The sequence below is a fragment of the Paenarthrobacter sp. FR1 genome, from assembly GCF_051106045.1.
Lineage (GTDB): Bacteria > Actinomycetota > Actinomycetes > Actinomycetales > Micrococcaceae > Arthrobacter > Arthrobacter nitroguajacolicus_A.
This window is the reverse complement of sequence record NZ_JBPFSF010000001.1, coordinates 166,887-183,563: the sequence shown is the minus strand read 5'-3', so window position 1 is coordinate 183,563 and position 16,677 is coordinate 166,887. Positions and strand designations below refer to the sequence as shown.

The 16,677-nt window shown below is 60.9% G+C and carries 18 protein-coding genes; 15 read left to right on the top strand and 3 right to left on the bottom strand.

The window, feature by feature from the left end; all coding sequences use genetic code 11:
- Nucleotides 1-229 precede the first annotated feature (229 nt).
- From ACR30Z_RS00865 to ACR30Z_RS00800, 14 genes are all read left to right on the top strand, one after another.
- Nucleotides 230-1,342, top strand: a complete 1,113-nt coding sequence (locus ACR30Z_RS00865; protein ID WP_144649796.1) for an MraY family glycosyltransferase — start codon at nt 230-232, stop codon at nt 1,340-1,342.
- 119 nt (nt 1,343-1,461) lie between these two features.
- On the top strand, nt 1,462-1,953 hold the full coding sequence (locus tag ACR30Z_RS00860) for a hypothetical protein (protein ID WP_144649794.1): 492 nt from the start codon (nt 1,462-1,464) through the stop codon (nt 1,951-1,953).
- Nucleotides 1,940-2,275: an AtpZ/AtpI family protein gene (locus ACR30Z_RS00855; RefSeq protein WP_144649793.1), complete on the top strand. Its 336-nt coding sequence runs from the start codon at nt 1,940-1,942 to the stop codon at nt 2,273-2,275. The genes ACR30Z_RS00860 and ACR30Z_RS00855 overlap by 14 nt, the downstream gene beginning before the upstream one ends.
- 81 nt (nt 2,276-2,356) lie before the next feature.
- Entirely contained in the window at nt 2,357-3,157 is an 801-nt protein-coding gene (gene atpB, locus ACR30Z_RS00850) for a F0F1 ATP synthase subunit A (RefSeq protein WP_144649791.1), read from the top strand.
- Between the two features lie 79 nt (nt 3,158-3,236).
- A complete protein-coding gene (gene atpE / locus ACR30Z_RS00845) occupies nt 3,237-3,440 on the top strand; it encodes an ATP synthase F0 subunit C (protein ID WP_009356484.1) in 204 nt (67 codons plus the stop codon).
- A 56-nt stretch (nt 3,441-3,496) separates the two neighbouring features.
- Nucleotides 3,497-4,051 (top strand): F0F1 ATP synthase subunit B, encoded by a 555-nt coding sequence (locus tag ACR30Z_RS00840; RefSeq protein WP_144649789.1) that lies wholly within the window; start codon nt 3,497-3,499, stop codon nt 4,049-4,051.
- Nucleotides 4,051-4,878, top strand: a complete 828-nt coding sequence (locus ACR30Z_RS00835) for a F0F1 ATP synthase subunit delta (protein ID WP_144649787.1) — start codon at nt 4,051-4,053, stop codon at nt 4,876-4,878. The genes ACR30Z_RS00840 and ACR30Z_RS00835 overlap by 1 nt, the downstream gene beginning before the upstream one ends.
- Nucleotides 4,879-4,963: 85 nt before the next feature.
- Nucleotides 4,964-6,601, top strand: a complete 1,638-nt coding sequence (gene atpA, locus ACR30Z_RS00830) for a F0F1 ATP synthase subunit alpha (protein ID WP_011775259.1) — start codon at nt 4,964-4,966, stop codon at nt 6,599-6,601.
- Between the two features lie 76 nt (nt 6,602-6,677).
- Nucleotides 6,678-7,568: a F0F1 ATP synthase subunit gamma gene (locus ACR30Z_RS00825; RefSeq protein ID WP_011775258.1), complete on the top strand. Its 891-nt coding sequence runs from the start codon at nt 6,678-6,680 to the stop codon at nt 7,566-7,568.
- Nucleotides 7,569-7,652: 84 nt separating this feature from the next.
- The gene (gene atpD / locus ACR30Z_RS00820; RefSeq protein WP_144649785.1) at nt 7,653-9,104 is read left to right on the top strand and encodes a F0F1 ATP synthase subunit beta; all 1,452 of its coding nucleotides are present in this window, start codon (nt 7,653-7,655) and stop codon (nt 9,102-9,104) included.
- 1 nt (nt 9,105) lies between these two features.
- Nucleotides 9,106-9,390 (top strand): F0F1 ATP synthase subunit epsilon, encoded by a 285-nt coding sequence (locus ACR30Z_RS00815; RefSeq protein WP_014922172.1) that lies wholly within the window; start codon nt 9,106-9,108, stop codon nt 9,388-9,390.
- Nucleotides 9,391-9,400: 10 nt separating this feature from the next.
- Nucleotides 9,401-9,832, top strand: coding sequence for a DUF2550 domain-containing protein (locus ACR30Z_RS00810; RefSeq protein ID WP_434370966.1), 432 nt, complete (start codon nt 9,401-9,403; stop codon nt 9,830-9,832).
- Nucleotides 9,833-9,837: 5 nt separating this feature from the next.
- Nucleotides 9,838-11,136, top strand: a complete 1,299-nt coding sequence (locus tag ACR30Z_RS00805) for an alpha/beta hydrolase-fold protein (RefSeq protein WP_434370965.1) — start codon at nt 9,838-9,840, stop codon at nt 11,134-11,136.
- The gene (locus ACR30Z_RS00800) at nt 11,118-13,634 is read left to right on the top strand and encodes a DUF2156 domain-containing protein (RefSeq protein ID WP_144649779.1); all 2,517 of its coding nucleotides are present in this window, start codon (nt 11,118-11,120) and stop codon (nt 13,632-13,634) included. The genes ACR30Z_RS00805 and ACR30Z_RS00800 overlap by 19 nt, the downstream gene beginning before the upstream one ends.
- A gap of 177 nt (nt 13,635-13,811) precedes the next feature.
- On the opposite strand, the gene ACR30Z_RS00795 is transcribed toward ACR30Z_RS00800, so the two are convergent.
- From ACR30Z_RS00795 to nucS, 3 genes are all read right to left on the bottom strand, one after another.
- Nucleotides 13,812-14,015, bottom strand: a complete 204-nt coding sequence (locus ACR30Z_RS00795) for a cold-shock protein (RefSeq protein WP_018776337.1) — start codon at nt 14,013-14,015, stop codon at nt 13,812-13,814.
- A 275-nt stretch (nt 14,016-14,290) separates the two neighbouring features.
- Nucleotides 14,291-15,538: an N-acetylglucosamine-6-phosphate deacetylase gene (gene nagA / locus ACR30Z_RS00790; protein WP_144649777.1), complete on the bottom strand. Its 1,248-nt coding sequence runs from the start codon at nt 15,536-15,538 to the stop codon at nt 14,291-14,293.
- 47 nt (nt 15,539-15,585) lie between these two features.
- Nucleotides 15,586-16,281 (bottom strand): endonuclease NucS, encoded by a 696-nt coding sequence (nucS, locus tag ACR30Z_RS00785; protein ID WP_434370964.1) that lies wholly within the window; start codon nt 16,279-16,281, stop codon nt 15,586-15,588.
- Between the two features lie 49 nt (nt 16,282-16,330).
- Between nucS and ACR30Z_RS00780 the strand changes: the two genes are divergently transcribed.
- Complete coding sequence (locus ACR30Z_RS00780; RefSeq protein ID WP_144649773.1) at nt 16,331-16,675, top strand: ATP/GTP-binding protein; 345 nt, start codon at nt 16,331-16,333, stop codon at nt 16,673-16,675.
- The last annotated feature ends 2 nt before the right edge of the window (nt 16,676-16,677 follow it).

Below are 16,677 nucleotides of genomic sequence, written 5' to 3'. Positions count from 1 at the left end.
CAGGGTGGTCACGGCCGTTGGCATTAGTATCGTGACTAGAGTCCACAGAAATCCCGCAACATTCGGCACAGCCGGTGCAGGCATGGCGACGGAGTAGTTCCATTTATCCAAAGACAGAATTCCACACCTTGAGCTGCCCGGAAATTCTCGGTCCTCAAGCGACGCACCGGCTGCGTTCGCTGGTCCGGGTTTCCGGTGCGGTTGGCGGGCTGCTCGCGGGAGCCGCGTCATGATCATGTATCTGCTGATGGCCCTCACGGCTGCCGTGGTGGCCTATGCGGGAACGTGGGGTGCCCGCGTGGTGGGAAACAAACTGCGGTTGTACCGTCCCATCCGTAGCCGGGACATGCACTCGGCCCTGATCTCCAAGCTCGGTGGGCTGGGCATTTTCGCCGGTTTCTTCGTTGCCTTGGTGGTTGCCAGCAATTCTTTCTTCGTGAAGGACATCTTCAGGCACAACGATGCCCCGTGGGGGATCCTTGCTGGTGCGGTGGTGATCGTTGCAGTGGGAGTCGCCGACGACATCCTGGACATCCGTTGGTGGATCAAACTGCTTGGTCAGGCCGCGGCGGCGTTCATCGTGGCCATTTGGGGCGTTCGAATGTCCGTGGTGCCCTTCATTCCAGAACCGATCTTCCTCGAGTCCGAGGTGGTTCAGATCGTGCTCACTGCCGGTCTCATCGTCACCACCATGAACGCCGTCAACTTCATCGATGGGCTGGATGGCTTGGCGGCCGGGGTGGCGACCATCGGTGGGGGAGCCTTCTTCCTCACCGCCTATTGGGTCCACAGGAACAATCCGTCCACTGACAATTCGGACCTGGCAACGCTCCTGATGGCTATCCTCGTCGGCAGTTGCATTGGCTTCCTGCCGCACAATTGGTTCCCCGCGAAGATTTTCATGGGGGACTCCGGCGCGATGCTCATCGGCCTGCTGATGGCCTCCGCCGGTGTCGTGGCCACCGGACAGATCGGTTCCGGCCTCTACGACCGGGCCAACGGTATTCCTACCGTCGTGCCCATTCTGCTTCCGTTCGCGGTTCTGTCCCTGCCCCTCCTTGACTTGGGGATGGCTGTCGTCCGTAGAACGGCGCGAGGCCAGTCGCCCTGGTCGGCAGACCGAGGGCACCTCCACCACAAGCTGGTGGACCTCGGGTACTCGCACCGCACCGCCGTCGTCATGCTGTACGTGTGGACCTGCATCCTGGCCTTCGGCGGCGTCGCCTTCGCCGTGTTCCCCTGGCAGATTGTGCTCATCGTGGTGATAGCGGCGGCGTTGGTCATGGCTGCTGTAACGGCGTGGCCTTACTTCACCCGGAACTCGACGCGGCCGGGGGAGTAGTTATGACGGCCGGTTATGGTCACAGTTCTATCTCATGTAGAATTCTTTCTGCGGACAGTCACTCGCCCGTAACCCCACTTTGAGAATATGGCACCCGTGCCACGAGGATTGGTATCCCCATGACATCCAACGCCGATTCCGGACGCCCGTCCGGCAAGCGTCGTGTTGGAGTTTCCGGTGAGACATCCAATCTTTGGCTCCGGCTGCTCTTCTTGAGTTCCGTTGCTTCCTTGGCCGGCCTGGCCATCACGAGCATCGTGGCAGCATTGATGAACGGCGGTCAGGGTGCGCTCTCAGCTACCTTCGGCGGCGGGCTGGTCATGGTGTTCTTCGCCATCAGCCTCTTGATCGGCCACTTCGTGGGCCGTAATAACCCCTCCGGCGCTGTCGGTCTCTTCGTGGCCACCTACTTTGTCAAAGTCGTTGGATTCGCCGTGGTTCTCTTTGCGATCGGCACCCCGGCGTGGTTGCACGGCCGTTGGTTCCTCATCGGCGCAGTGGTCGCCGTCGTCCTATGGCAGGCAGCAGAAATCTACGGTTTCAGCAAGGCCCGCCTGCAGATCTACAACGATCCCGCTGATCCGAAGGGTGGTCCGGATGTCTCCGCGTAAGCGTTATTCCCGCCCGTCTCTCGGTGGCCAGCAGGCTTCTCACCGTAATGAATCTGCTGAAGCCGGAAACGACGGCGGATACAACGCCGGCATCGCTGTCTTCAGCTACATCGTTGGCGGGATCATTGTCTGGAGTTTGATAGGCTGGGGTCTGGATAATCTGTGGGGGACCCGCTGGATTGTGCTCCTCGGCGCTCTGCTGGGAGCCACAGGGGGGTTCTATCTTTCCCATATGCACGGCCTCACCAGACAAAGCTCATCTTCTGGCGAGAGCAACGCAGACAGCGGTCCGTCCACGGACGGGGACAGTAATGCCAAATAATTTCACATGGAATACGGATGCGTCCAACGTGTCCACGTTCCGCCAATTGCCCAATGATGGACACAGCAGAGAGGAAACGCGTTGATCGCGCTTGCGCTCCCCGCCCAGGATTCGGGGTCCTTCACCCCGCCCGGAATCGACGAAATGCACCTGCCGGCAATCCTGCCTTGGGGTGCGCACGACGGATTCTCCAAGCAGATGCTGCTGGTGATCCTTTCGGTCGTCATTATCGCTACATTCTTCATCCTCGCTGCACGTAAGCAGCAGCTGGTTCCCGGCAAGCTGCAGTTCGCAGGCGAGATGGCCTACGGCTTCGTCCGCAACAGCATCGCCAAGGACATTATCGGCGGCAAGGACTTCATCAAGTACGTCCCGCTGCTGTTCAGCTTGTTCTTCTTCATACTGGTGAACAACATCTACGGTGCCATTCCGGTGATTCAGCTCCCGAGCTTCTCGCACGTTGGCGGCGCCTATGTGCTGGCCGGCATCGTGTACTTCACCTGGATCATCATCGGCATCAAGAAGAACGGCCTGAAGTACTTCAAGCTCGCAACCGTTCCTTCGGGCGTGCCCTGGTACATCCTCCCGATCGTTGTTCCGATCGAAATCATCTCCAACTTCCTGGTCCGCCCGGTCACGCACAGCCTTCGTTTGTTCGCGACTATGCTTGCAGGCCACTTGATCGTGATGCTCGCAGGATCCGGCATCGAGTTCCTGGTCATGCAGGAAAACGTCCTCCTGAAGGGCACCTCGGTCCTGGTACTTGTTGGCGCCATCGCCATGTACATGCTTGAGGCATTGATTATGGCCCTGCAGGCGTATGTGTTCACGCTGCTGACCGCGATCTACATTGAAGGCGCCCTGCACGCCGACAGCCACTAGGCTCCCAAAAACTTCCCCTTGTGGGGATTGAAGTAAACCAAACAACCTGCCACATGGGTGGCATCTTGAAAGGAAAAAAATGGAAGGCAATCTCAACCTCGTAGGTTACGGTCTGTCCGCAATCGGCGGTGGTATCGGTGTGGGTCTCGTATTCGCGGCTTACATCAACGGTGTTGCTCGTCAGCCGGAAGCTCAGCGTGTGCTGCAGCCGATCGCGTTCCTTGGTCTGGCACTGACCGAAGCCCTCGCCATCCTCGGCCTCGTTTTCGCCTTCGTTCTCTAGTCTTCGGCTTCAGAACAAAGCGAATTCCGCAACCGAGTAGATAGGACGGGTGAAACATGAATCAGCTGATCATCTCAGCCGCCACTGAAGGCGAGGCCGCCAACCCTCTCGTTCCCAACGTTTGGGAAATGGGCGTCGTCCTCGTCGGCTTTGCTGTCCTCCTGTACATCGTGGTCAAGTTCATTGTCCCGATGTTCGAGAAGACCTTCGCAGAGCGCGCCGAAGCAATTGAAGGTGGCATTGCAAAGGCCGAAGCGGCCCAGGCAGAAGCTTCTGCAGCTCTCGAAGAGTACAAGCAGCAGCTCACCGACGCCCGCGCCGAAGCCAACCGCATCCGCGAAGAAGCACGCGCCGAAGGCGCCCAGATCCTCGCGGACCTGAAGGCCAAGGCAGCTGCGGAGTCCGCACGGATCACCGAGCAGGCACACGCTGCCATCGAATCGGAGCGCCAGGCAGCTGTTGTCTCGCTCCGTTCCGAGGTCGGTACCCTGGCCACCACGCTGGCCGGCCGCATCGTTGGTGAAGCACTCACCGACGACCAGCGCGCCGCACGTGTTGTGGACCGCTTCCTGGCAGATCTGGAGACCCAGAGCGCAGGTGCAGCTAAGTAATGGCAGGTATATCGAGCGAATCGCTGACCACAGCGCTGGCGCAGTTGGAAGCAAAGCTTCCCTTCGCTTCGCTGCAGTTGGCTAAGGACCTCTTCGGAATCCTGGGAACGGTGGACAGCTCGGCTGGCTTGCGCCGCGCCCTGACTGACCCGTCCCGCAGTGGAGACGAAAAGTCGGCGCTGGTCAAGCAGCTCGTTGGCGGAAAAGTCTCCGCTGATGCTGCTGAGATTGCAGGCGGATTGGCCAGCTCACGCTGGGCATCGGCACGCGATATCGGCGATGCACTCGAGACGCTTGCCGCCACGGTGGTTATCGCCGTAGCTGAAAACAAGTCGGCCGTTTCTGCCTCCGGTATCACGGGGCTGGAAGAGCTGGAAAACGATCTGTTTGCCTTCAACCAGGCCGTCGCCTCCAGCCACGAAGTACAACGTGCTTTGTCTGAGCCGCAGGCATCGCCCGCGGCAAAGATTGCACTGGCCGAGAAACTTGTTCCTGGCAGCAGCGAGGAAGCCAAGGTTCTCATCAGCCAGGCAGTTACGCAGCCGCGCGGTGTCAAGCCGAGCAAGCTCGTCGAGTCGTTCGCCAAGCTTGCAGCAAAGCGTCAGCAGCGCTGGATTGCAACTGTCAGCGTTACCCGTCCGTTGACGGAAACGCAGGCCAGCCGTCTGCAGGCCGGGCTGGATGCCCTGTACGGCCGCGAACTGAAGGTCAACGTCAATGTTGACCCCGCACTGATCGGTGGAATCCGTGTCCAGGTAGGTGACGAAGTGCTCGACGCTTCGGTAGTTGCCCGCCTGAGCGAACTCCGCCGTCAGCTCGCTGGCTAGCGAAGACAAAGCACAACTTAACTGATATAAAACCCGGTCATCGTGAGCAACGATGATCACGAAAACAGGAGAGCAGGGACTGCAGATGGCCGAATTGACCATCAACGCCGACGACGTCCGTAATGCGTTGAACGAGTTCGCGGCGTCCTACGAACCCGGTAACGCAGAGCGCGTAGAGGTTGGTCGTGTGACCACCGCAAGTGACGGCATCGCCCGTGTTGAGGGTCTTCCCTCGGTCATGGCGAACGAGCTGCTTCGCTTCGAAGATGGCACGCTGGGCCTGGCCCAGAACCTTGACGTCCGCGAGATCGGTGTCATTATCCTCGGTGACTTCACCGGCATTGAAGAAGGCCAGGAAGTTCACCGTACCGGTGAGATCCTGTCCGTTCCGGTTGGCGACGCCTTCCTGGGTCGCGTCGTCGACCCCCTGGGCCAGCCCATCGACGACCTCGGCGAGATCAAGGCCGAGGCCACCCGTGCACTGGAACTCCAGGCTCCGGGCGTTACCGAACGCAAGTCGGTTCACGAACCGATGCAGACCGGCCTCAAGGCTATCGACGCCATGATCCCGATCGGCCGTGGCCAGCGTCAGCTGATCATTGGTGACCGCCAGACCGGTAAGACGGCCATCGCGGTGGACACCATCATCAACCAGAAGGCCAACTGGGCTTCGGGAGATGTCACCAAGCAGGTACGTTGCGTCTACGTTGGTGTTGGCCAGAAGGCTTCCACCATCGCAGCCGTCCGCCAGACCCTCGAGGACCATGGCGCACTGGAGTACACCACCATCGTGGCGTCCCCGGCATCGGACCCCGCTGGCTTCAAGTACTTGGCACCGTATGCAGGTTCGGCCATCGGCCAGCACTGGATGTACGGCGGCAAGCACGTTCTGGTGATCTTCGATGACCTGTCCAAGCAGGCCGAAGCCTACCGCGCCGTGTCCCTGCTGCTGCGTCGTCCGCCGGGACGCGAAGCCTACCCGGGTGACGTCTTCTACTTGCACTCCCGTCTGCTGGAGCGTTGTGCCAAGCTCTCCGACGAGCTCGGTGCAGGTTCGATGACCGGTCTGCCGATCGTCGAAACCAAGGCAAACGACGTTTCTGCCTACATCCCGACCAACGTGATCTCCATCACCGATGGCCAGATCTTCCTGCAGTCGGACCTCTTCAACGCCAACCAGCGTCCCGCTGTTGACGTTGGTGTGTCCGTCTCCCGCGTTGGTGGCGCTGCACAGGTCAAGTCCATGAAGAAGGTCTCCGGTACTTTGAAGCTGGACCTGGCTCAGTACCGCGATATGCAGGCCTTCGCCATGTTCGCCTCTGACCTGGATGCTGCTTCCCGCCAGCAGCTGACCCGTGGTGCACGCCTGATGGAACTGCTCAAGCAGGGCCAGTACTCGCCGTTCCCGGTTGAGAACCAGGTTGTTTCCATTTGGGCCGGCACCAACGGTTACCTGGACGACGTTCCGGTTGAGGACATCAGCCGCTTCGAGTCCGAGTTCCTGGAGCACCTCACGCACAAGTCCTCCATCCTGACCACGCTGGCACAGACCAACGTCCTGGATGACGACACCGCTGCAGCTCTGAAGGAAGCAATCGTTTCCTTCAAGAAGGGCTTCTTCGGCGAGGGCGACAACCACTTGGTTGGCGCCGGCCACGAGGAGCACGCAGCGATCTCCGGCGGCGACGTCGACCAGGAAAAGATCGTCAAGCAGAAGCGCTAGTTTCGAGAACCTGCTCTGCCGGGGTCCGCAAGGGCCCCGGCAGGGCAGCACATCGGGAACTTAGGAAAGGATAAGTATGGGAGCCCAGATTCGGGTCTACCGTCAGAAGATCAGCTCGACGACGTCGATGCGCAAGATCTTCAAGGCGATGGAACTGATCGCTACCTCGCGCATCGGTAAGGCCCGCGCCCGCGTAGCAGCTTCACTGCCTTACGCGAACGCGATTACCCGCGCCGTTTCTGCTGTCGCAACTCAGAGCGAAATCGACCACCCGCTGACCACCGAGCCGGAGCAGATCCGCCGCGCCGCCGTCCTGATCATTACATCGGACCGTGGCCTTGCAGGATCCTACTCCGCGAGCGTGCTCAAGCAGGCTGAAGGTCTCACCGAGCTTCTTCACGCAGAAGGCAAGGAAGTCAAGGCGTACCTGGTTGGCCGCAAGGCGCAGGCGTACTTCGATTTCCGCAACCGGTCCTACGCCCGCGTATGGACCGGCGGCACGGACGCACCGGAATTCGAAACCGCGCAGGAAGTCGGAGCTGCACTTCTCGAAGACTTCTCCACTGACTTCGAAGAGGGTGGCGTGGACGAGATCCACGTTGTCTACACCCGCTTCAAGTCCATGGTGACGCAGGAGCCGACGGTCATCCGTTTGCTTCCGCTGGAGGTAGTCGAAGAGGAAGCAGCCTCGGAATCCGAGCTGTTGCCGTTGTACGAGTTTGAGCCGGAAACAGAGCAGGTGCTTGACGCACTGCTTCCGCGTTACATCGAGTCCCGCATCTTCGCAGCCATGCTGCAGGCAGCAGCTTCCGAGCTCGCAGCCCGCCAGCGTGCTATGAAGTCGGCCGGTGACAACGCGACGGATCTGATCAAGAAGTACACGCGCCTTCGCAACACGGCCCGTCAGGCCGAGATTACGCAGGAGCTTTCCGAAATCGTGGCTGGCGCCGACGCTCTCGCGTCCTAGCCGGCAACGGATTCGGCTCGAAGCCGCACCTGCACCAAACAGATAAACTTAACCCCACGCCATCTACTGAGTGAAGTGAGAGAGATGACTGCCACTGCTACCGAACACGTAGCTACGGCCGGTGCCACCGGCCGCATTGCCCGTGTTATTGGTCCGGTTGTCGACGTCGAATTCCCGGCTGACGCAATCCCCTCGATTTACAACGCTCTGACCACTGAGATCACTCTCAACGGCCAGACGAAGACCATCACGTTCGAGACCTCCCAGCACCTGGGTGACAACCTCGTCCGCGCCATCTCCCTGCAGGCAACCGACGGCCTCGTCCGCGGCACCACCGTGCAGGACTCCGGCGCTCCGATCTCCGTGCCCGTCGGCGACGGCGTCAAGGGCCACATCTTCAACGTTCTCGGCAAGCCGCTGGATGTCGAAGAGTCCGAGATCAAGGCCGACGCCTACTGGCCGATCCACCGCAAGGCTCCGGCCTTCGCTTCCCTCGAGGGCTCCACGGAGATGCTCGAGACCGGCATCAAGGTCATCGACCTTCTCACCCCGTACATCAAGGGTGGAAAGATTGGCCTGTTCGGCGGTGCCGGCGTTGGCAAGACCGTTCTGATCCAGGAAATGATCACCCGTGTTGCCCGCAACTTCGGTGGTACTTCCGTCTTCGCCGGTGTTGGCGAGCGTACCCGTGAAGGTAACGACCTCTGGGTTGAAATGGAAGAGGCCGGCGTCCTCAAGGACACCGCCCTTGTATTCGGCCAGATGGATGAGCCGCCGGGAACGCGTCTGCGCGTGGCCCTGTCCGCCCTGACCATGGCGGAGTACTTCCGCGATGTCCAGAACCAGGACGTGCTGCTCTTCATCGACAACATCTTCCGCTTCACGCAGGCAGGTTCGGAAGTTTCCACGCTGCTCGGCCGCATGCCGTCCGCTGTGGGCTACCAGCCGAACCTTGCTGACGAGATGGGTCTGCTCCAGGAGCGAATCACCTCCACCAAGGGTCACTCCATCACGTCGATGCAGGCTATCTACGTGCCGGCTGATGACTACACCGACCCGGCTCCGGCCACGACCTTCGCACACCTCGACGCGACCACGGAACTTTCCCGTGAAATCGCATCCCGTGGTCTGTACCCGGCCGTTGACCCGCTGACGTCGACCTCCCGTATTCTGGATCCCCAGTACATCGGCAAGGATCACTACAACACGGCTGTCCGTGTTAAGCAGATCCTGCAGAAGAACAAGGAACTCCAGGACATCATCGCCATCCTCGGTGTTGACGAACTCTCTGAAGAGGACAAGATCGTCGTGTCGCGTGCACGCCGTATCCAGCAGTTCCTCTCCCAGAACACCTACACCGCCAAGCAGTTCACCGGCGTTGAAGGCTCCACCGTCTCCATCAAGGACACCGTTGAAGGCTTCACGGCCATCTGCGACGGCGAGCTGGACCACATCGCAGAGCAGGCGTTCTTCAACGTCGGCGGCCTGGATGACGTCGAGCGTAACTGGGCCAAGATCCAGGAACAGACCAAGTAGTATGGCTGAGCTCGAGGTTGAGATTGTCGCGGCGGACCACTTCGTGTGGTCCGGTGCGGCCAAGATGGTGAAGGCCCGCACCAGCGATGGTGAAATCGGAATCCTGCCGGGCCACTCGCCCCTTCTGGCCATCATGGCCGCGGGCGAGCTGGCAATCCAGCCGGTTTCCGGTGATCGCATTGCGGTAGTCGTCGATGGCGGATTCTTCTCCGTCGACAACGATCGCGTGGTCATTGTTGCTGACAACGCCAAATTGGGCGAAGCGGCTACAGCGGGGATCCGATAGCACGACCTTGATGGACGATTCCCTTATTCCGTTCATCGCCCTGGCAACGGCGTTTACGTTGCTGATCATTTCACTGTGCCTTTTCGGGGTGCGCCGCTTCAATCTGCGGCGTGCCCTGGGCACGGTCGACGCCTCCATTTGCATGGCTGGAAACAGCTGGCAGATGGGGGTTTGTCGTTATCAGGACAACGAGCTTGAGTGGTTCCGCCTGATGTCGCTCAGCGTGATCCCCAAGCATAAATTCACACGCAGTTCGCTGGAACTGCTGGGCCGCCGCCAACCCACGGAAGATGAACTCGTCAGGGTGCAGCCCGGCGTAGTGGTGGTTGAACTGCAGTACGAAGGCACGAAGTTCATGCTGGCCATGAATTTCGACGCCTACGCAGGTCTGTCCTCCTGGCTGGAGGCCGGGCCGGTCATCGGCGTCGGCACCTGGCGCTAGGCGTTATGGATTTCCTTTCGGATATCAGCCTTGTGGATGGTCCGTTCCTCTGGTTCAGCATCGCCTGCGGTGCAGCCGGGGGGGCGTACCTGCTGTGGTGGCCACGACGTACGTGGCCACTCATTGTCGCAGCCTCCCTGATCATTTCCGTGGGCGTTGTGGCCTTGGTCCACTGGATCCTGATTGACTTATTGGCCACGTTCTCGGAAAACCTTCCCTTCGAAACGTTGGCGTGGTCCGTTCCTGCAGTAGCGGCCGTCCTCCTCTGCGGTGTCCGCTTCCCACGAAATTCCTGGCGTGGCCGCAGCCTCAGCGTTGTGGCGATGCTTGGTGTCGTTCTTCTCTGTGTGGTGCAGGTGAACTTGTACTTTGGCTTGAACAAGTCGGTAGCCGACCTGCTGGGTACGGCAGTAGCTCGGATACAGCCTCTCGAAGCTGGCCTGGAACGGAACCCGGACGCCAAAACGGGGCCCTCCCTTTCAGCGTGGAAAGCCCCGGAATCCATGCCTGGCAGCGGGATAGTTCGCAGGGCCGACATCCCCGGTACCGCTTCCGGCTTTGCTGCCAGGGAAGCGTACATCTACCTTCCCCCCGCCTACCAGACGACTCCCCGGCCCAGCCTGCCTGTGCTGGTGCTCTTCGCCGGCCAGCCCGGCGGTCCGGCGGACTGGCTGAGCGGTGGACAACTTCGTCTTCTCCTGGATCGTTTCGCTGCAGAACATGACGGGCTGGCCCCTGTCACAGTAGTTGTCGACCCGAATGGATCGGCCAACGCAAACACCATGTGCATGGACAGCCGCATCGCCCAAGTTGACACGTATCTTTCGCAGGATGTGCCGGCCTGGATAGCGAATACCTTGGACGTCTCGCGCGATCACCAGCAATGGGCAGTGGGTGGCTTCTCATTTGGAGGCACGTGTGCCATGCAAATGGGAACAGCCCATCCGGGGATTTTTTCGTCCATACTCGGTTTCGCGGCCGAGCGTGAACCAGCACTTGCCAAAGATCGCAGCAAGACGATCGCAGATTCGTTCGATGGGGACATTGAGGCATTCGAGGCCAACACGCCCTTGGTGATGATGGAGCAGCGCAATTACGCGGGCAGTGGCGTGTATCTGGTCTCTGGTGAAGCCGACCACGAGTTCACCGCCTACATGCGCGAGCTCGCCCAAGCGGCGAGGAACGCGGGCTTTGAAACCGAGGATCACTCCATCCCGCATGCCGGGCACTCATGGGACGCTGTGATCAGGGGAATGCCCGGCGCCCTCGATTTCCTCGCCTCCCGGTGGGGATTGCCGCAGTGAGTCTTGCCCTCAGAGCTGTGATCAGGCCAGCTATTGGGCAGGCTGGCAGACATCTGCGGGCCACTCCCTTCACCTTGATTGTCCTTGCCCTCTTTGTGGTGATGTCGTTTGTCTCCGGCAGCTTCCTGGCGGGACCTCCGGAACCGTGGCTTTCCGTAGCTGGTGTTTCCCTGGAAGGGCTGAGGTCGGGGGAGTGGTGGTCCATTTGGTCCTCGCTGTTCTTCACCACCAATCCGCTGGCCTATGCCACAGCGGTCCTGATGATCCTCTTCCTCCTGGGACTGGCAGAGCGGCATTTCGGCTTCCTGAGAACTGCGGCGGTGTTCTTTGGCAGCCAGTTCGCTTGTGTGTCTGCGTTCCTGTTAGTCACCCAAGTGGCACGGTATGCCGATGATGGATGGCTCTCACGGATGGCTGATACGCGGCTGATTGGCCCGTACGGTGCAGTCCTGGCCACCACTTTGGCTGCCAGCGCCCTCCTCCCTACGCTCTGGCAAAGACGCTTGCGGACGGTGGCACTTTCCATTTCACTGCTGCTGGTGCTGTACGTGGGACATGCGGAAACCGTGGTTGGGCTCCTGGGTGCGCTGATAGGGCTCGGCGCCGGTTGGTGGATGCAAAGCAGTCAGGGCCATCTCCATCTCCACCGGTCCACCGGCAGGGAGGTGCGGAACCTGCTGTCGCTGACCATGGCAATCTTCGCGGTGGGTCCAATCGTGACTGCTGCCGCAAAGAGCCCGTCAGGGCCGTTGGCATTGCTCCGGGATGTGATCCTTAACCCGCTACCCACGCTCAGCCAACTGGAAAGCAACTGCGGGGGCACCATCGACGTCGCTTGCTTGGAGGTTGGCCGTCAGGGCTACACGGGCCCCTTCGGCTTGGCACTGGCAGTAGTACCGGTGGTGCTGCTCCTTATTTGTGCCGACGGCATGAGGCGGGGACGTCGGCTGGCACTGGGAATCGCTATCGGTGTTCAGCTGGTGGTGGTGGCGTTGTCGGCCATCTACCTTGGACTATTCGCCGGAATGCCCCGGCCGCCGGGCCGCCCGCAGGTGGGAATGCTGAACTCGGCAGTTGTGCATCTGATCCCCCTCGTCCTGGTCCCGTTGGTTCTTGCCATCCTTCTGTTCGCTTACCGCGGCCACTTCAGGGTGGTGTCTTCGGACCGCCTCCGGCGCAAGGTCTTCTGGTTGGTAGGACTCACCGGGGGAGCATTGATTCTGGCCTATACGGTGGTGTGGTTGGCTTCGGGAGGCATGGACCGCGACGGCGGCCTCTTGGGATTGGCGGCTGAGCTCGCCAGGCAGTACCTCCCCGTTCCCCTGCCGGGGGTCTACCGGAAGGTCTTTGCCGAACGAGACGTTCTGGAGGTCTTCCTCTTTTCCTATTCGGGTACGGTTTTTTGGCTTGTTGCCCTAGTGGGCGTGTGGATCCTGCTTATTCGCGGCCACCATTCCGGCGGCTTGGACCATCAGACACGGCAGGCTGCCCGCGCCCTAGTGAAGCGCGGCGGTGATTCGTTGTCGTGGATGGCCCTGTGGGAACCGAATAAATACTGGTTCAACCCTGAAGGCACTGGAGCGGTGGCGTACCAGCAGCATGGACATGTGGCGCTGACTTTGGCCGGACCGATTGGTTCCGCTGAACACCACGTGACAACGGCCAACGGCTTCTTGGACTACTGCTCGCAGCACGCGTTGATACCTTGCCTGTATTCGTGCACCGACGAGCTCTGGCCGATGCTTCGGGGGCGCGGTTTCCGCAGGGTGGCGGTTGCGCAGGAAACAAGGCTCCGGATCAGGGACCTGGAGTTCAGGGGCAAGGAGTGGCAGAACGTCAGAACGTCCCTGAATCGAGCCGGGAAGTTGGGGATATCGGCCAAGTGGGGCCGCTACTCCGAGCTGTCGCACGGAGTGCGCGCACAGGTGAGCGAGGTTTCAGAGGAGTGGGCGGCGCAGAAGAAGATCCCGGAGATGGGCTTCACGCTGGGCGGCCTGGACGAACTCGACGACGACGATGTGCTGTGCTGCGTCGCCGTGGATGACACGGGGCTTGTCTATGGGGTTACGAGTTGGCTTCCTGTTTACCAGGACGGCAGGGTGGTCAGCTGGACACTGGACTTCATGCGCCGGCGGGGCGACACCTTCCCTGGAGTCATGGAGTTCCTCATCGCCTCGGCCGTCCTCCACTTGCGTGACTCCGTCGAGGTGATCTCACTATCCGGTTCGCCGTTGGCCCGGGAGAAGGGCGAGATCGAGCAGCAGGCAAAAGGCCTGGCCGGAATTCTGGACGTTGTGGGGCAGGCGCTGGAACCTGTTTATGGTTTCAGGTCGCTGGCTTCCTTTAAGTCGAGATTCCAGCCCGAGTACCGAACACTGTATATGTATTACCAAGACCCGCTGCACCTTCCCGCAATGGGTCGCGCACTGAGCAGGGCGTACCTGCCGGGATTGTCAGTGCGGCATTCTGCGCGGCTGCTCAGGACCTTGGTTGGTTGAATTGTCAACGCTTATTCGAGGCCACGTTTTCGCATTTCTTCAAGGTTAGTAACAGTCGTTGTCGAAATATCAGACAACTTCGCTGGCATTACCTTGGTTAAACAGGTTGACCCCGGCCCTAAAGCCGGGGTCAACCTGTTTGCTGCATCTGCGACAAGCAGAATTCAGCGGGTAAGGCTAGACGACAGTAACGCCGGTTGCCTGGGGGCCCTTGGCGCCCTGACCGATCTCGAACTGAACGCGCTGGTTCTCATCGAGGGTCTTGAAGCCGCCGGTCTGGATCTCGGAGTAGTGAACGAAAACGTCACCGTCCGAGTCATCCGGGGTGATGAAGCCGAAGCCCTTTTCAGCGTTGAACCACTTGACGGTTCCCAGTGCCATGTATTTCTCCTCATTATGGAACAGCAGTCCGATACACCTCGTACCGGCTTTGTTACTCCGCGAGAAGACCATGGAATCCGTCCGGGATGGGCCCGGATGGTTTCGCAGGAGCTTCACGCTCGCAACTCGTCTTGCGAGCATGAAAACCACCTACACAAAGACTGCTACAACACTTTCATGTGCCCTGCCGGAGGTCAACGGTCTTTTGGGCAATTCGGGAAAATTTTCGGTAAAAAGAAGGTAACAGGAGGCCCTGCAATTCCCTCAAGGCTTTGTTACGACAACCATTGGCCGTTGCGCAGCACGCCGGTGAGTTCCAGATCCTCATTGGTAACTACAACGTCGGCGCGGAGGCCGCGTCGCAGTCCGCCTACTTCGTCGGAAAGTCCCAGGACAGCCGCGGGCACTGCCGTTGCGGAACAAATCGCGTCAGGAAGTGCGACGCCGGCCGCGACAGTCTTGCGGACTATCTCCAGCATGGTTGCGGTGCCTCCTGCGATGGATCCGGTGGCATCCAGGGTGGCGACGCCGTCGCGGACAGTCACGGGGGAGGGGCCCAGCATGTAGCTTCCATCCGACAGTCCGGCGGCCGCCATGGAGTCGGTGACAAGGACGATGTTGGCGGCTCCCACGAGCTGGAAGACCGTGGCTACTGTGCTGGGGTCCAGGTGGGTGCCGTCCGCGATGAGCTCGACGACTGCCTTGCCTTCCTGGGCCATCCGCAGGCAAGCGGCAACAGGGCCCGGTGCACGGTGATGCATGGGAGGCATCCCATTGAAAAGGTGAGTGACCGTGGGAAGTGAGCTGACGCCGTCGAACCCCGCTGACTCAAGCCCCTCGCGGGCCGCAGCCAGCGACGCCGCCGCAGTGGCGTCGTCGCAGTCTGTGTGGCCCAGTGAGGGGGTGACACCGTGGGAGGTCATCAGGTCCACCAGCGCAGCGGCCCCCGGAAGCTCCGGGGCGTAGGTCATGGTGGCGAGTTTGCCGGCAGCGGCGCCGACGAGCTCGTCCATGAGGTCAAGGTCGGGTTCCAACAAGTAGTCCGGGTTCTGGGCTCCGCAACGGGCGTGGGACAGGAAGGGACCTTCGAGGTGGATGCCGGCCACAAGCCCTTCGTCAACGAGCTTTACGTAGAGCTCGATGCCGCGCAGGAGGTCCTCGCGGGGAGCCGTGACCATGCTGGCAAGGAATGTGGTGGTCCCTGAACGGTGGAGGAACTCGATGGCCTTGCGGGCCGAAGCCTCTTCGCCGCCAGGAAAATCACCGCCGTTGCCACCGTGGCAGTGAACGTCCACGAGGCCCGGGATGAGGTAGCTGCCGCTGGGAACGCCCAGGCGGATTGCGCTCTGGAAACCCTCGAACGTCTCAGCATCAAATCCGTCGGCTGGTCCGGCGTAGGCGATCCGGTCACCGTCGATCGCAAGCAGCCCGTCCTCCACCACCTCGCCATCGCTGACAAGCGTTCCTTTGATGATCTGGTGGCTTGGCGCGGAAGAAGTGGGAAAACGGGATGCGGCAGTCATGGTTTTGATTCTAGTGGTCTGCGGCACACTGGCTTGAAGGTGCGGGCCTAGAAGAGCCGCGACTCACTGTCATCCACGCCGCGCATCGCGTCATAATCCAGAGTGACGCAGTCGATGCCGCGATCATTGGCCAGGACCTTGGCCTGAGGCTTGATCTGCTGGGCGGCGAAGATCCCGCGAACAGGTGCCAGCAGGGGGTCGCGGTTAAGCAATTCCAAATAGCGGGTGAGCTGCTCAACGCCGTCAATGTCGCCGCGGCGCTTCAGCTCAATGGCCACTGTGGCGCCCTTGGCATCCCTGGCCAGGATGTCCACTGGGCCGATCGCCGTGAAGTACTCGCGTCGTATGAGCGAATATCCGGATCCCAGAAGCTCGATTTGCTCGGCCAACAGCCGTTGGAGATCCGCTTCGACGCCGTCCTTGATCAGGCCTGGATCAGTGCCGAGCTCATGGGAGGTGTCGTGCAGGTGCTCATAGATGTTGATGATGAGGCGGTCATCGGTTTTGGCGGACTGGACCGTCCACTGTTCCACCACCCCTTCTTCCACCTCGGTCTCCTCCGGGGACGTCACCCGCAGCGTGGCTGGTGGGCTCATCCAGTTCAGCGGCTTGTAGGAACCACCGTCGGAATGCACCAGCACGGAACCGTCCGCCTTGACCAGCAGCAGCCGGGTGGCGAGGGGGAGGTGGGCCTTCAGGCGGCCAACGTAATCAACAGAACAACGGGCTATGACGAGTCGCACCCGCCCCACATTACCGTCTGTGCCCGGTTGTCTGGGGCAGAATGGAGGTATGCCCCGCTCCAACCGTCCCCGCCGCAACGCGTCCGGCCCACGTACCGGCGGTGGTGGAGGCAAATGGACGGAACCGGTGCCTGAACTCGACCTCGAGCGGGCCCGGGCGGGGATCGCCCGGCGCGAAAGTGCGCCGGACGGCGACTGGATGGTGCGGACCATGACGGCCAAGAAGGCGGAAAAGCAGTACATCTGCCCGGGGTGTTCAACGGCGATCCTGCCGGGAATCGCGCACCTGGTGGTGTGGTCCGACAACCACCTGTTCGGCCAGGCGGCCGGGTTGGCTGAACGCCGCCACTGGCACACCAATTGCTGGACATCCCGGACCTACCGGTACCGCTGATT